Source organism: Actinomycetospora endophytica (assembly GCF_021026375.1).
GTDB classification, from domain to species: Bacteria; Actinomycetota; Actinomycetes; order Mycobacteriales; family Pseudonocardiaceae; genus Actinomycetospora; species Actinomycetospora endophytica.
In genome coordinates, this window is sequence record NZ_JAJNDB010000001.1 from 1,867,529 (window position 1) to 1,879,767 (window position 12,239).

Consider the following 12,239-nt stretch of genomic DNA (forward strand, 5'->3'; position numbering starts at 1 on the left):
CGGACATCTAGCGCCGTCTACTGTTCGCGCGAGACGGGGGTAGACGCAGGTGCCCCCTCGGGGGCCCAACTCGGGTCCCAGCCGGGGCGGTCGAAGCGCAGCCCCCAGGCGATCCACCGAACCCCGTCGAGGAACGCCTGAGTCCGCTCGTCGCGCTCAGGGTCGGCGTAGAAGTCCCGCCACATCTCGTACTCCCGCAGGATCGCCCGGTTGGCGTCGATCCGGGCGAGGTCGCGCTGGCGCTGGCATGAGTGTTGTCCCTCGGGCAGGCCCCACCATGCGCAGGCGCATATCTGGCTGGCCGCCGTGCGCTGCTGGGCGTGGAGGGCCTCGTGGGTCCAGGCCAGTAGACGGTGGTTGCACGGACGGCGGCTCATCGGGCGTGCCGTCCCGAGCGCACCGGCACGGTCACCGGACAGGTGATCGGTGCGGTCACGGGCTCCAGCGCGGTAGCGCGGAAGGGGCGGGCGTCCAGCCCCCACGCCTCGTTGTGCCGGGCGGCGGCCTCGGCGTCGAAGGGCGGGAGCGCCGGGTGCTCGCGGCCGTAGCGCGCCTGCTTGCGCGCCCGAGCGGCCCGCTGCCGCACCAGGACCAGGTAGACCGCCCAGGGCACCGTCCCGAGCAGCGTGAACGGCAGCAGGACGGCGGAGATCGTGGCCATGCCCAGGAACGCCAGCCACATGAACGGCTCCGCCCAGGGCATGGCGGTCAGCGTGTCGACCAGCTTGACCCGCGGCGCCTTGGCCCGGCGGCGGCCCACCGGCACCGAGACCCCCACCGGGCCCACGAACCCGTACAGTCGAATGCCCATCTCAGCGTCCTCTCGCGATGCGCAGGCCCAGGTCCTGCGCGCTCAGGCTTCTCAACCATTCGTCGGTGATCTCGGGAGCGCGACAGGACATCAGTAGTCGTCCGCATGTGCGTGGTTCTTCGATCCCTCGTGCCAGGACCAGTCACCAGGAAGGTCAACGGACTTCTTGTGGGTCCGGCTGTTCCAACTGATCCCGGCGACCTTGACCGTCCACGAGACCATCCAGCCGTTGCGCTCTGACCTGCTGATGTTCAGCCAGACCGGCAGCGGCTTGAGCTTGATCCGGCGTCTGTAGCGGATCCCCATGTCATTCACTCCGTCTTCTGGAGGCCGAGGAGTGCATCGGCGATGCGACGCCCCCAGCGCACTCGGTATCCCTTGCCGCGACACCACTTGCATCGCCGGAACGCCTTCCGCTTCGGCGACTTCACCTTGCCCTTCTCGCAATGCGGGATCGGGCAGTCCTTGAACGGCCACCAGACGCAGCAGAACGCGTACCAGCAGAACCACAGCGCGGCGATGGCGAGCCAGGTGGTCATGGGCTCATTTCCTTCGCGAGTGCGTTCATCAGGTCGAGCCGAGTGATCACCGAGCCGTCGTTCAGCTCGAAGGCGTCGGCGTCGCCCAGGGCGTCGAGCAGGTCTTCCAGGAACTGCCGTCGTGACACCCCGGGAGGTAGCCCCGCTTCGTTGGTCACCGGCCCTCCGGGAGGTAGCACCCGGTAGCGGTGGGCCCGGCGGAGGTAGCGGCACCGCTACCCGGGGTGCTACCTCGGTGGGGGACGTTTGCGCAGCTCAGAAGGCTGCTTCCTGCCGCGGTAGCGGGTAGCAGGGTCACATCTCACCGTCCAGATCAGGCCCCTGGGGCAGCTCGGGGACACCATCGGCCGGGCCGATACCGGCCAGCACGTGCTCGCGCCGCAGGCCACGCCGGTTCTTCCCGCCGATCTTGATCTGGGTGGTGCTCATGCCCTCCGGCAGAGCCTCAGCCAGCGTGTCCGGGGTCCAGTCGGCGTAGGCGTCTGGACGAAGCTGGCGGAGTCGCTCGCAGATCTCCTCGGAGTGCATCCCGACCCGCTCGGACTCCACGAAGATGGTCTGCAGATCCTCCAGCAGCGAGTACGACGCGGGTCGCTCGACTTCCTCTCCGGCCGCCTGGCCGGTGATGTTCCCGGCGGCCACGCGCGCGTCGTAAGCACGCTTCGCGATCCGCTTCGCGGCGTCCGCGCCCGAGTAGTACGTGCGCACCACCACGGCGTCGTCGAATGCCCCCTTGAGGTATCCGATGCCCTTGTCGCGCTGCGAGAGGATCGTGGCCTGAATGCCCTGCTTGTAGGCCGACGTCCCCAGGATCATGTCGTTGGTGACCTGATCCGCGACGCGCAGGCAGAACCGGTGCGAGACGTTCGCGGAGACGCCGGTCGGCAGCGAGTCCTTGTCCGGGCGCTGGGTGGCGAGGATGAGGATCACGCCGAACGCCCGGCCGCGCTTGATGATCTTCTCGGCGAGCCTGCCGCAGTCCTTGCCGTAGTCCTCGTGGCCGAACACCTCGTGGCATTCGTCGATGACCATGACGATCGGCTTGAGCCCCAGGTTCCGCATCGAGGCGGTCTGCCGGGTGACCTTCATGTCGGGCGCCAGGCCGTCCTTGCCGAGCTTCTTCACGACCTCGGCCCGGCGCCCGACCTCCCGGACCAGATCCCGGAGCTGGTCGCGGGTCTGCTCGATGTCCTCGTCGGCGATGCCCGAGACGTAGAAGTGCGCCATCTGCTCGAACATCCCGAGGTCACCGGAGCCCTTGTGCTCGGCGACCCGGAGCTGAGGCAACGGGTCGAGGGCGAGGGCCAGGAGCAGGCCACGGATGGCTGCGGTCTTCCCCGCGCCCGGCAGCGATCCCACCAGCAGGTTGCCGTACATCATCTCGAAGCTGACCGACCGGCCGCGCTGGTCGTAGCCGAACGGGATGTTGCCGAAGCAGTCCGCCTTCCACCCGGAGCGGTCGTACGGGGCCTTCTTCACCAGCTTCGACAGCTCCTGGTTACCGACCCAGAGCACCAGGCGTCCGGCGTGCACCGCCGGGTCCGACTCCGGCCACACCGTGCCCAGCGGACGGCGCAGGCCTGAGGCCAGCTCGGTGCGTTTCTCCATGATCTGGGCAGCCGTGACGCCGTGCGGGAGGTCGACCTCGGCGCGGAAACCGGGGCCGTCGGTGGTGATCGGCTTCGGGAAGCGGACCCCGTCCTTCGGGTCCTCCTTGATCGCCGCGTTGATCGCCGCGATGGACAGCGACCCGAGCGCCTTGATGACCATCTTCGAGGTCAGGCGGAACGTCTCGTTCGGCTTGCTCGTGTAGTACGCGTCCACCAGGGGGCGGTCCTCGGGCGCCCCCAGCTTCACCAGGACGCCCAGCACGCCCACCAGAGCGAGGGCGACCGCCCACGGGGGCAGGGTCAGGTAGGCGGTCACGACGACGCCCACCCCGCCCAGGAGGGCGAAGGCCGACCCGATGAGGCGGCGGCGGACGGTCTCGGACCACTCCTTGCGGGCGGTCTTCCACGCCTGCTGGTCCGCCCCCTGGTGGGCGAGGGCGGCCATCTGCCGCCCCTGCTTGTCCCAGACCCAGGCCCAGTAGGCGGCGATCGTCCGCCCCGCCCCCACGAACGTCCGCAGGAACGCGCGGTAGGCGTACAGGGGGGCGCGGGTGAGGTGGAAGGTCGCCCAGTTCCCGACATAGCGCACCAGCCACAGGGCGACCGCCTTCGCGTCGGCCCACGACTTCATCCACCGCGGCACGATCAGGCGGTGCTCGGGCAGGTCGAGCCCGGTCAGCTCGGCCAGGGACAGGTGGCCCTGCGGCGGGTCGACGGCCAGCGGCACGTCCTCCGCCGCAGCTCCCAGCACCTCGGTGGGGGTCTCCGGCATCATCACCGCGACCTCGTCGGAGTCGTCCTCTTCCACCTGCGGGCGGATCGGGACCACCTTGTTGTCGGTCATCGAGCTGCCTTTCCAGCGACAGTCAGACGGGGGCGGGAGTCGTAGAGGGCGAGCGCGCGCTCGGCCTTCTTGGTGCCGACGGCCCACTCGGTCTTGATGGCGTCTCGCCCTGGGCGGCGCCCCCGGGCGGTCGCCTGGGCGGCCAGCCAGTCGGCGATCTCCTCGTCGGTGGGGGCGGGGGCGGACTCGCCCCCTTCGGTGGGCGGGGCGGGCGACTGGGCGGTGGGCGCCGGTGTGGGCGTCTGAGGCGGGGGCGGGTCCAGACAGACGGGGACGGGCACGGTGGGCGGCTCAGCGGACGCTGAGGGGGCGGGAGCGGTCTCCGTGATCAGCGCGGGGGCGTCCGCCTGGGGCGGCTCGCCCTCGGCGCCCTGGGCGGGCGTGGGCGTTCCGCTCGTGGAGGCGAGGCGGGCCAGCTCGACCCCGCCGAGGACGAAGACCGGTCCGACCAGCCCGATCAGGCCGTAGGTCAGCACCCCGCACCAGCCGGTGACCAGCGACGCCCCGGCGACGAAGACGCCCGCCTCGACGCAGGCGTGGCGCCGGGTGTCGGTGAGCAGCACCCAGGTGCCGAGCACGTTGGTCACTTCCAGCACCACGACGATCGCGGCCAGGGCGAGGCCCCGCATGCCCGCCGCGTACGCCTCGTGCGTGGTCGAGGACGCCGTCACCGCGAGACCCGCGGCGACGCCGATCGCGGCGAGTCCGGTGAGCACGACGCGCCTCATCGGCGATCACCTCGCGCGCCGATGAACACCGCGACGCACACGGCGATCAGGGCGGCGGTCAGGACGAGCGTGGCGACCATCCCGACGAGGTAGACCAGGAAGCTGCCGACACCGAACAGCAGGGCGGCGACCCCGACCGGGCCCCAGACCGCCAGCCACATCAGGTCCGGGTACTCGCGCAGCAGCTCGGTGACCGGGGTGCGCTCCGGCGGCGGGGGAGTGGGCTCCGCGCGCTCGTCCTCGCGCACCACGCGGAGTGGGCGGGACTTCGGGGCGGCGTCCTCGTGACGCTGTGGAGCGCCCATCAGGCCTGCTCCAGGTCATCGGTCCGGACGATGACGACACACCACTCCGGGGGGATCTTCCGCTCGTCACGGGTGGCGGCCACCTCGGCGGCGCGGATCGACTGGTAGAGCGAGCGGATCAGCAGACAGTCGACGGTGGTGAGGTTGTTCTCGTCGAGGCGGGTCAGGAAGTCGCTCATCGTGCGTCGTCCCCCATGAGCGGCTAGCCCGCTCTTCGTGAAGACGACGGTGCTCTCCGCGCTGTTGGCCCGGGTCCCGGCCGAGGAGCGGATCGTCCTGGTCGAGGATGCCGAGGAGCTGCGCCCGCGGCATCCGCACGTGGTCCGGCTGGTGTCGCGGCCCGCGAACGTCGAGGGCGCGGGCACGGTGCTCCTGCGCGACCTGGTCCGCCAGGCGCTGCGGATGCGGCCCGACCGGCTGGTGGTCGGCGAGGTCCGCGGCGCCGAGGTCTGCGAGCTGCTCGCGGCGCTGAACACCGGGCACGACGGCGGGGCGGGCACCGTCCACGCCAACTCTCCGCGCGAGGTGCCCGCCCGCCTCGAGGCGCTGGCGGCGCTCGGCGGGATGACCCCGGAGGCGCTGCGCAGCCAGGTGGCGGCGGCGATCCAGGTCGTACTGCACGTGCGGCGACGGGCTGACGGCCGGCGGGTGCTGGAAGGGGTCGGGATCGTGCGGCGCGGGGACGCGGAGGGCCTCGTGGTGGTGCCCGCCTGGGGCCGCGAGGGCGGTTGGGCGGCCGGGCGACCCGACCTGGGGGCCATGCTCGCCGAGCGGGGCGTCGACGCGCCCTGGCCCTCCGCCGCCGGTGGCCGGCCCGCGTTGCAGGCCGGTGTCGCGTCGCTGCGGCCGGCGGTGACGGCATGACCGGCGCCCAGGCGCTCCCGATGGTCCTCGCGGCCGCGGCGACCCTGGCCTGGCCTCCGGCGGTCGCCCCGGGCCGGGTGCGGGCGCTGCGGCGAGCGGCTCCCGACGACGAGCGGCGCGGGTGGGCCCGCATCCCGGTCGCGGTGCCCGCCGGGGCGGGCCTGCTGATCGCGGTCCTGGTCGCGGGCGTCGGGGGAGCGGTGGCGGTGTGCGTGCTCGGCGCGGTGCTGCTGCGGGCCCGGGCTGCCCGGCGCCTCGAGCGGGCGAGGACCGAGACGACGGGCGGTCTCGCCGAGGGCCTCGCCGCGTTCGCGGCGGAGCTGCGGGCCGGCCACCCGCCGGCGTCGGCCGCGGCGGCCGCCGGACGCGACGCCGGGGCCGCGTGCCGGGGCGCACTGACGCTGGTCGAGGCCACCGCGCGGCTGGGCGGCGACGTCCCGGCGGCGCTGCGGGAGCACGCGGCGTCCGACCCGCTCGCCGGGCCCCACCTGGTCCGGCTGGCCGACGCGTGGTCGCTCGCCGACCGCCACGGGATCGGCCTCGCCGGTCTCGCCGAGGCGGTCGCGGAGGACCTGCGGGCGCGCAGCCGATTCGGGGGCCGGCTGTCCGCGCAGCTCGCCGGGCCCCGGACCACCGCCGCCGTGCTGGCCGCGCTCCCGGGCATCGGGCTGGTGCTCGGCGAGCTCGTCGGTGCCCATCCGCTGGGGGTGCTGACCGGCACCGCGGCCGGGCAGGGGCTGCTCGTGGTCGGCGCGGTACTGGTTGCGGCCGGGCTGGAATGGAGCGGCCGCCTCACCGCGGGGGTCGTCCGATGACGGTGTTCGCCGCCGGTCTGGTCCTGCTGGCCTGCGCCGCGCTGGTCGCGCCCGGTCCGGTCGCCGCGCGCCACCGACTGCGGTCGCTCCGGGCGCCCGCGACGCCCGTGGTCCCGGCGCGTGTCCGCCGCCGGCGGCGTGAACACCGGGACCCGTGGCAGGAGGCCGGCGCCTGGGACGAGCTCGCGGCGTGCCTGCGGTCCGGACTGTCGCTCGACCGGGCGGTGCGTGCGGTCGCCGCCTCACTGCCCGGCCCCATGGCGGCGGCGCTCACCGAGGTGGCCGACCTGCTCGCCCTCGGCGCCGACCCCGGAGACGCGTGGGTGCCCGCGCTCGACGAGCCCTCGACCGCGCGCCTGGCCCGCGCGGCACGCCGTTCGGCGCGCAGCGGTGCGGCCGTGGCCGACGTCGCGACCACCGTCGCCGCCGACGTGCGCGCCGAGGCCGCCGAGGCGGTCTCCGCTCGGGCCGAGCGGGCGGGCGTCCTCGTCGCGGGCCCGCTCGGCCTGTGCTTCCTGCCGGCCTTCCTGGCGCTGGGGATCGCCCCGGTCGTCATCGGGCTGGCCGCCCCGCTGCTGGAGCGGACATGACCACCGCGGCCCACCCCGGGTCCGGGAGGAGAGGAGACGACGATGGAGAACCCGACGACAGTGGTGGCGCTGCTGTTCGCCCGGCTCGCGGCCCTGGCCCGCGACGACCGGGGCATGTCGACCGTGGAGTACGCCATCGGCCTGATCGCGGCGGCGGCGTTCGCGGGCCTGCTGTTCGTGATCATCAACGCGCCCGCGGTGATGGGGGCGCTCACCGGGCTGATCCAGCGGTCGCTCACCCCGGCAGGCGGCTGAGCGGTCGGGAAGCCTCGCGGCTCCCGGTCGACGACCGCGGGATGGTCACCGTCGAGGCGGCCATCGCCATCGGGAGCCTGGTGGCGGTGCTCGCGGTGGTGCTCGCCGCGGTCGGCGCCGTCGTCGCCCAGATCCGGTGCGTGGACGCCGCGGGGGAGGCGGCGCGCCGGGCGTCCCGTGACGACACCCTGGGTGCAGAGGCGCTGGCGCGGGATCTCCCGGCGGGGACGGAGGTGCACGTCGAGCCCGAGGGCGGGCTGGTCCGGGTCGTGGTGCGGGTCCCGCCGCTCGGCGGTGCGCTGCCCGGGCTGCGGCTCGCCGCGGAGGCGGTGGCGGCCCGGGAGCCCGCCGTCGCCGCCCCCACCGGTACCGCGGACGACGCGGTCCCCGACGGCGCTGCCGCGGACGCGCCGCCCGCCGGACCCGATCTGCCGGGGTCCGACCCGGGGGCCGCCGCGCCGGACGTCTCCGGGCCGAGGGTCGGCGGGTCCACGCCCGCTGCCGAACCGGACCCGCCGGGGGCGTCCATCGGGAAGCCGCCCGTCGTCGAGCCGGTGCCGCCGTGACCGCCGGGCCGCAGTCCCGGTGGCGCGACGACCGCGGGGTTGCCACCGTCATCGCGGCCGGCGCGATCGGCGTGATCGCTCTCCTGCTCGGCGCGCTCGTCGTCCTGGGCGCGGTCGTCGCCACGAGGCACCGCGCCGCGAACGCCGCCGACCTCGCCGCGCTGGCGGGGGCGGCAGAGTCGGTGCGGGGCCGCCAGGCCGGGTGCGACCGCGCGCGGGAGCTGGCCGAGCTCAACGGTGGGCGGTTGGTCGCGTGCACGTGGTCGGGCTGGGATCTGCAGGTCGACGTGGCCCGGAGCTGCGGATGTCTTCCGGTCGCCGACTCGACCACGGTCCGCGTTCGGGCGGGTCCTGTGGTGAAGATCATGGGGTGAATCGCCGGAATCGCGGTCACCGATCGTCACCTGACTGTGTCCTCACCGGACGAGCGGCTCGGGCCCCCCGCCGAGCGGCGACACCGATGGTGCAGTCGGGACGAGTGGTGCGTCAGACGCCTTTCGGGGGCACGTTCGCCCGCTCGACGGCGTCAGGCATGGCGCTCGGCGTTCCACCCCCGCCGATGGGCGACGACGGGTGGAAATCGTGCGGCGACGGCCCGTTACTAGGGAAGGAACACCGCACGGGGTGGACCAATACCGGGAGGACCCGCATGCAGTGGTGGGACAGCTACCGCGCCGTCTATGGCACCGAGCTCCGCGCCGAGGCGATGGTGCTCGCCGACCACGGCTGGGCGGTGGTTCCCGGCACGTTCCCGCAAGGTGACGTCTGGACCGGGTGCAGCGACGCACCTCAGGTCGGGCCGACCCCCGTCCTCGACGACTGGGCCGTCGCGGCGACGACCGACGCCGGCCAGATCGCCGAGTGGTGGTCCGGCCTGCCGTACTCGATCCTGCTGCCGACCGGGCTGACGTTCGACGTGATCGAGGTGCCCGCGAGCATCGGCCGCCGTGCCGCCGCTGCGCTGCGGGCGGTCGGGGTCCCGGTGCCGATCGCCGCGACGCCGACCGGTGAGTGGCTGTTCCCGGTGCTCCCGGGCGAGCCGCTGCGCCCCGACCTCGCGGGCCGCCCCGGCATGACGCTGCACGGTCGCGGCAGCTTCCTCGCCGCACCGCCCTCGACGTTCCCCCAGGGCTCCAACCACTGGCGGGTCCGCCCGTCGGCCTGCGGCTGGCGCCTGCCCGACCCGTACAGCGTCCAGGACGCCATGGCCGAGGCCGTCCGCGAGCGTCCGCACCGCGGGCTGGGCGGCAGCTCCACCTACCGGATGGCGACGGTCGCCACCGGTATCCGGTCCTAGCGGACCACCCCCGGGCGAGCCCGGGACCACCACAATTCAAGACTCGGGTCGGCCAGGACCGCCGACGACGTCCCCGCGCAGCGCGTCGCACCGCAGCGCCGGGAGACGTCCCGGTCCGGCCCTCCCAGCGGCGGTGGGCGCGACGAACGCGCCCGTGACCACCCCGGAGCGCGCGAGCACCGCGCCCACCGCCGCCCGAGACAGCGCCGCAGGGCGGGTCGAGCACCCTCCCCGTCCTGCGGCGTGACAGACGTCCCCGCGGGCCGGGAGCCCCCAACCCCGGCCCGCGGCGGAACCCACCTTGCGTCAGCGCCTGGGTCGGCTTGACGAGGGGCACCACAGGCAGGTTCAGGGGTGGCCGGAGCTGCGCCATGTGCTCTTGATCAGCCGCGAAACCCCGCGCGCTCAGCCCGGCAGCCGCCCCAGCACCGCCGTGAGCACCGCGACCGCGCCCGCCTTGTCCAGCGGGTCGTTCCCGTTCCCGCACTTCGGCGACTGCACACACGACGGGCACCCCGACGGGCACTCGCAGCCGGCGATCGCGTCGCGCGTCGCCGTGAGCCAGGTGCGCATCGCCTCGTGCCCGCGGTCGGCGAACCCGGCGCCCCCGGGGTGCCCGTCGTGGACGAAGACCGTGGGCCGGCCGGTGTCCGGGTGCAGCGCCGTCGAGACGCCGCCGATGTCCCAGCGGTCGCAGGTCGCGACGAGCGGCATCAGCCCGATCGCGGCGTGCTCCGCGGCGTGCAGCGAGCCGGGAACCCGGGCGGGCACGATCCCGACGCCGTCGAGCAGTGCCTCCGAGAGCGTGTACCAGACCGCGCGGGTCGCCAACGTCCGCGCGGGGAGGTCCAGCGGCACCTGCTCGACGACCTGCCCCGACGGCATCTTCCGCAGGTAGCCGACCACCTGCTCGGTCACCTCGACCGTCCCGAGACACACCTGGAGTTCCGGGCCGTCCGCGCCCACCGCGCCGAACGACTCGCAGTGCTCGGTCTCGACCACCTCGATGTCGGTGACCGACCGGGACTGGGTCGTCCACTCCGGTTCCTCGGCGTGCACGTGCGCGAGTCCCTCGTCGAGGTCCAGCGAGTCCACGACGTAGCTCTCGCCCTGGTGCAGGTGCACCGCGCCCTCGTGGACGGTCGACGGAGCGGCGCCCGGGTCGACGGTGCCGAGCATCCGTCCGGTCCCGGACTCCACGATGACGACCTGCTCGCCGCCCGACCCGCGGATGTCCACCCCGGCGTGCGGCCGCTCGGTGGGCAGCGCCCAGAACCAGCCGCCCCGCCGGTGGCGCACCAGTCCTTCGGCCGCGAGGTCGTCCAGGGCCCGCCGCGCGACCTCGCCGCCGAACACGTCGTCGACGTCGGACGCGGTCAGCGGCAGCTCGGCCGCCGCGCACGCGAGGTGCGGTGCGAGGACGTACGGGTTCGTCGGGTCGAGCACGGTGCGCTCGAGCGGCGCACCGAGCACGGCCTCGGGGTGGTGCACGAGGAACGTGTCCAGCGGGTCGTCCCGGGCCACCAGCAGCACCAGGGCGTCGTCGCCGGAGCGCCCGGCCCGACCCGCCTGCTGCCAGAAGGATGCCCGCGTCCCCGGGAACCCGGCGACCACCACCGCGTCGAGCCCGGCCACGTCGATGCCCAGCTCCAGCGCGTTCGTCGTCGCGACCCCCCGCAGCGCGCCGCTCATCAGCGCCGCCTCGAGCTCCCGACGCTCCTCGGGCAGGAACCCCGCCCGATAGGCGGCCACCTGTCGCGCCAGCTCCGGGTCGATCTCGCCGAGCACCCGCCGGGCCCCCAGCGCGGTGAGCTCGGCGCCCCGCCGCGAGCGCACGAACGCCAGCGACCGGGCCCCCTCGACGACGAGGTCGGCCAGGATCCGGGACGTCTCGGCGCCCGCCGAGCGCCGCACCGGGGCGCCGTTCTCGCCGGTGACCTCCTCGAGCAGCGGCGGCTCCCACAGCCCGACCGCCCGGCGGCCCCGCGGCGACGCGTCGTCGGTGACCTCGACCACGTCGAGCCCGGTGAGCGCGGACGCCGACTGTCCGGGCTCGGACATCGTCGCCGAGGCGAGCACGAACGTCGGGTGGGCGCCGTAGCGCGCACAGATCCGTCGCAACCGGCGCAGCAGCAGGGCCACGTGCGAGCCGAACACCCCGCGGTACGCGTGCGCCTCGTCGACGACGACGTAGCGCAACCGGCGCAGGAACGTCGTCCAGCGGCCGTGCCGCGGCAGGATCCCGCGGTGGAGCATGTCCGGGTTGGTGAACAGCCAGCGCGCCGAGCGCCGCACCGCGTCCCGCTCGGCGTACGGGGTGTCCCCGTCGTACGACGAGGCCCGCAGCCCGTCCGCGCCGCCCGGGTCGAGCGCGCGGGCCGCCCGCAGCTGGTCGGCCCCCAGCGCCTTGGTGGGTGAGAGGTAGAGGGCGGTGGCCGCCGGCTCGACGGACAGCGCCGACACCACGGGCAGCTGGTAGGCCAGCGACTTCCCCGACGCGGTGCCGGTGGAGACGACGACGTGGCGCCCGGCCCACGCGTGCTCGGCCGCCAGCGCCTGGTGCTCCCACGGCGCGGGCAGCCCGCGCGATTCCAGCCGCTCACGCAGGTCGGGTAGTACCCACGACGGCCACTCCGCCTGCCGTCCCTCGCGGGCCGGGACGACCTCGGCGTGGGTCAGCGGGTCCTCGCCCTGCGGCGTGCCCGCCAGGACGCGGCGCAGCAGGTCGGTGCCGTGCCCGGCGTCGTCGGGAACGCGCTCCTGCCGGGCGATCGCACCGACACCGCTCCCGGCGGCGCCGACACCGCTCCCGCCCGTGCCGACCTCACCGCGGACGGAGCCGTCCGGCCCGCCGACGAGCTCGCCCGCCTCCCTCGTCACGCCGCCTCCTCCATGAGGAGACCGAGATTCGCACACCCCACCGACGCTCCGCCCGGCGTCGTCTCACACGCGAAAGAAGCACAGGTCACATCGAGATCAGGAACCGCGCCGGAGCGTGGCGCATGCCACCCCCAT

16 protein-coding genes and 1 pseudogene are annotated in these 12,239 nt (G+C 74.4%); 7 read left to right on the forward strand and 10 right to left on the reverse strand.

Going from position 1 to position 12,239, the window contains the following annotated elements:
• Positions 1 to 17: 17 nt before the first annotated feature.
• The 9 genes from LQ327_RS09150 to LQ327_RS09190 all read right to left on the reverse strand — a co-directional run bounded on the left by LQ327_RS09150 (position 18) and on the right by LQ327_RS09190 (position 5,016).
• Entirely contained in the window at positions 18 to 377 is a 360-nt protein-coding gene (locus tag LQ327_RS09150) for a hypothetical protein (protein ID WP_230731799.1), read from the reverse strand.
• Positions 374 to 811 (reverse strand): hypothetical protein, encoded by a 438-nt coding sequence (locus LQ327_RS09155; RefSeq protein WP_230731801.1) that lies wholly within the window; start codon positions 809 to 811, stop codon positions 374 to 376. Before LQ327_RS09155 ends, LQ327_RS09150 begins: the two co-directional genes overlap by 4 nt.
• Positions 812 to 901: 90 nt before the next feature.
• A complete protein-coding gene (locus LQ327_RS09160) occupies positions 902 to 1,117 on the reverse strand; it encodes a DUF4236 domain-containing protein (RefSeq protein ID WP_230731803.1) in 216 nt (71 codons plus the stop codon).
• Positions 1,118 to 1,122: 5 nt separating this feature from the next.
• On the reverse strand, positions 1,123 to 1,350 hold the full coding sequence (locus LQ327_RS09165) for a hypothetical protein (RefSeq protein WP_230731805.1): 228 nt from the start codon (positions 1,348 to 1,350) through the stop codon (positions 1,123 to 1,125).
• On the reverse strand, positions 1,347 to 1,508 hold the full coding sequence (locus LQ327_RS09170; RefSeq protein ID WP_230731807.1) for a hypothetical protein: 162 nt from the start codon (positions 1,506 to 1,508) through the stop codon (positions 1,347 to 1,349). Before LQ327_RS09170 ends, LQ327_RS09165 begins: the two co-directional genes overlap by 4 nt.
• A 136-nt stretch (positions 1,509 to 1,644) precedes the next feature.
• The gene (locus tag LQ327_RS09175) at positions 1,645 to 3,804 is read right to left on the reverse strand and encodes an FtsK/SpoIIIE domain-containing protein (RefSeq protein ID WP_230731809.1); all 2,160 of its coding nucleotides are present in this window, start codon (positions 3,802 to 3,804) and stop codon (positions 1,645 to 1,647) included.
• Positions 3,801 to 4,532: a hypothetical protein gene (locus LQ327_RS09180; protein ID WP_230731810.1), complete on the reverse strand. Its 732-nt coding sequence runs from the start codon at positions 4,530 to 4,532 to the stop codon at positions 3,801 to 3,803. The genes LQ327_RS09175 and LQ327_RS09180 overlap by 4 nt, the downstream gene beginning before the upstream one ends.
• Positions 4,529 to 4,837, reverse strand: a complete 309-nt coding sequence (locus LQ327_RS09185) for a hypothetical protein (RefSeq protein WP_230731811.1) — start codon at positions 4,835 to 4,837, stop codon at positions 4,529 to 4,531. The genes LQ327_RS09180 and LQ327_RS09185 overlap by 4 nt, the downstream gene beginning before the upstream one ends.
• Positions 4,837 to 5,016, reverse strand: coding sequence for a hypothetical protein (locus tag LQ327_RS09190; RefSeq protein ID WP_230731813.1), 180 nt, complete (start codon positions 5,014 to 5,016; stop codon positions 4,837 to 4,839). The genes LQ327_RS09185 and LQ327_RS09190 overlap by 1 nt, the downstream gene beginning before the upstream one ends.
• A gap of 40 nt (positions 5,017 to 5,056) precedes the next feature.
• On the opposite strand from LQ327_RS09190, the pseudogene LQ327_RS09195 reads away from it, so the two are divergent.
• From LQ327_RS09195 to LQ327_RS09225, 7 genes and pseudogenes are all read left to right on the forward strand, one after another.
• Positions 5,057 to 5,701 (forward strand): annotated as a pseudogene (locus tag LQ327_RS09195) (ATPase, T2SS/T4P/T4SS family); the annotation flags it as partial.
• Positions 5,698 to 6,516: a type II secretion system F family protein gene (locus LQ327_RS09200; RefSeq protein WP_230731815.1), complete on the forward strand. Its 819-nt coding sequence runs from the start codon at positions 5,698 to 5,700 to the stop codon at positions 6,514 to 6,516. The pseudogene LQ327_RS09195 and the gene LQ327_RS09200, both read left to right, overlap by 4 nt.
• The gene (locus tag LQ327_RS09205; protein WP_230731817.1) at positions 6,513 to 7,106 is read left to right on the forward strand and encodes a type II secretion system F family protein; all 594 of its coding nucleotides are present in this window, start codon (positions 6,513 to 6,515) and stop codon (positions 7,104 to 7,106) included. Before LQ327_RS09200 ends, LQ327_RS09205 begins: the two co-directional genes overlap by 4 nt.
• A 42-nt stretch (positions 7,107 to 7,148) precedes the next feature.
• A complete protein-coding gene (locus LQ327_RS09210; protein ID WP_230731818.1) occupies positions 7,149 to 7,361 on the forward strand; it encodes a DUF4244 domain-containing protein in 213 nt (70 codons plus the stop codon).
• 41 nt (positions 7,362 to 7,402) lie between these two features.
• On the forward strand, positions 7,403 to 7,927 hold the full coding sequence (locus LQ327_RS09215) for a TadE family type IV pilus minor pilin (protein WP_230731820.1): 525 nt from the start codon (positions 7,403 to 7,405) through the stop codon (positions 7,925 to 7,927).
• Positions 7,924 to 8,301, forward strand: coding sequence for an Rv3654c family TadE-like protein (locus LQ327_RS09220; RefSeq protein WP_230731822.1), 378 nt, complete (start codon positions 7,924 to 7,926; stop codon positions 8,299 to 8,301). The genes LQ327_RS09215 and LQ327_RS09220 overlap by 4 nt, the downstream gene beginning before the upstream one ends.
• A 275-nt stretch (positions 8,302 to 8,576) precedes the next feature.
• On the forward strand, positions 8,577 to 9,224 hold the full coding sequence (locus tag LQ327_RS09225; RefSeq protein ID WP_230731832.1) for a bifunctional DNA primase/polymerase: 648 nt from the start codon (positions 8,577 to 8,579) through the stop codon (positions 9,222 to 9,224).
• Between the two features lie 405 nt (positions 9,225 to 9,629).
• Here the strand turns inward: LQ327_RS09225 and sftH are convergent, their stop codons facing one another.
• On the reverse strand, positions 9,630 to 11,996 hold the full coding sequence (gene sftH / locus LQ327_RS09230; RefSeq protein WP_230733201.1) for a DEAD/DEAH box helicase: 2,367 nt from the start codon (positions 11,994 to 11,996) through the stop codon (positions 9,630 to 9,632).
• Positions 11,997 to 12,239: the final 243 nt, after the last annotated feature.

Coding starts and splice junctions, on each gene's coding strand:
- LQ327_RS09150 (WP_230731799.1), bottom strand. CDS start 377: ATGAGCCGCCGTCCGTGCAACCACCGTCTACTGGCCTGGACCCACGAG.
- LQ327_RS09155 (WP_230731801.1), bottom strand. CDS start 811: ATGGGCATTCGACTGTACGGGTTCGTGGGCCCGGTGGGGGTCTCGGTG.
- LQ327_RS09160 (WP_230731803.1), bottom strand. CDS start 1,117: ATGGGGATCCGCTACAGACGCCGGATCAAGCTCAAGCCGCTGCCGGTC.
- LQ327_RS09165 (WP_230731805.1), bottom strand. CDS start 1,350: ATGACCACCTGGCTCGCCATCGCCGCGCTGTGGTTCTGCTGGTACGCG.
- LQ327_RS09175 (WP_230731809.1), bottom strand. CDS start 3,804: ATGACCGACAACAAGGTGGTCCCGATCCGCCCGCAGGTGGAAGAGGAC.
- LQ327_RS09180 (WP_230731810.1), bottom strand. CDS start 4,532: ATGAGGCGCGTCGTGCTCACCGGACTCGCCGCGATCGGCGTCGCCGCG.
- LQ327_RS09185 (WP_230731811.1), bottom strand. CDS start 4,837: ATGGGCGCTCCACAGCGTCACGAGGACGCCGCCCCGAAGTCCCGCCCA.
- LQ327_RS09190 (WP_230731813.1), bottom strand. CDS start 5,016: ATGAGCGACTTCCTGACCCGCCTCGACGAGAACAACCTCACCACCGTC.
- LQ327_RS09200 (WP_230731815.1), top strand. CDS start 5,698: ATGACCGGCGCCCAGGCGCTCCCGATGGTCCTCGCGGCCGCGGCGACC.
- LQ327_RS09205 (WP_230731817.1), top strand. CDS start 6,513: ATGACGGTGTTCGCCGCCGGTCTGGTCCTGCTGGCCTGCGCCGCGCTG.
- LQ327_RS09210 (WP_230731818.1), top strand. CDS start 7,149: ATGGAGAACCCGACGACAGTGGTGGCGCTGCTGTTCGCCCGGCTCGCG.
- LQ327_RS09215 (WP_230731820.1), top strand. CDS start 7,403: ATGGTCACCGTCGAGGCGGCCATCGCCATCGGGAGCCTGGTGGCGGTG.
- LQ327_RS09225 (WP_230731832.1), top strand. CDS start 8,577: ATGCAGTGGTGGGACAGCTACCGCGCCGTCTATGGCACCGAGCTCCGC.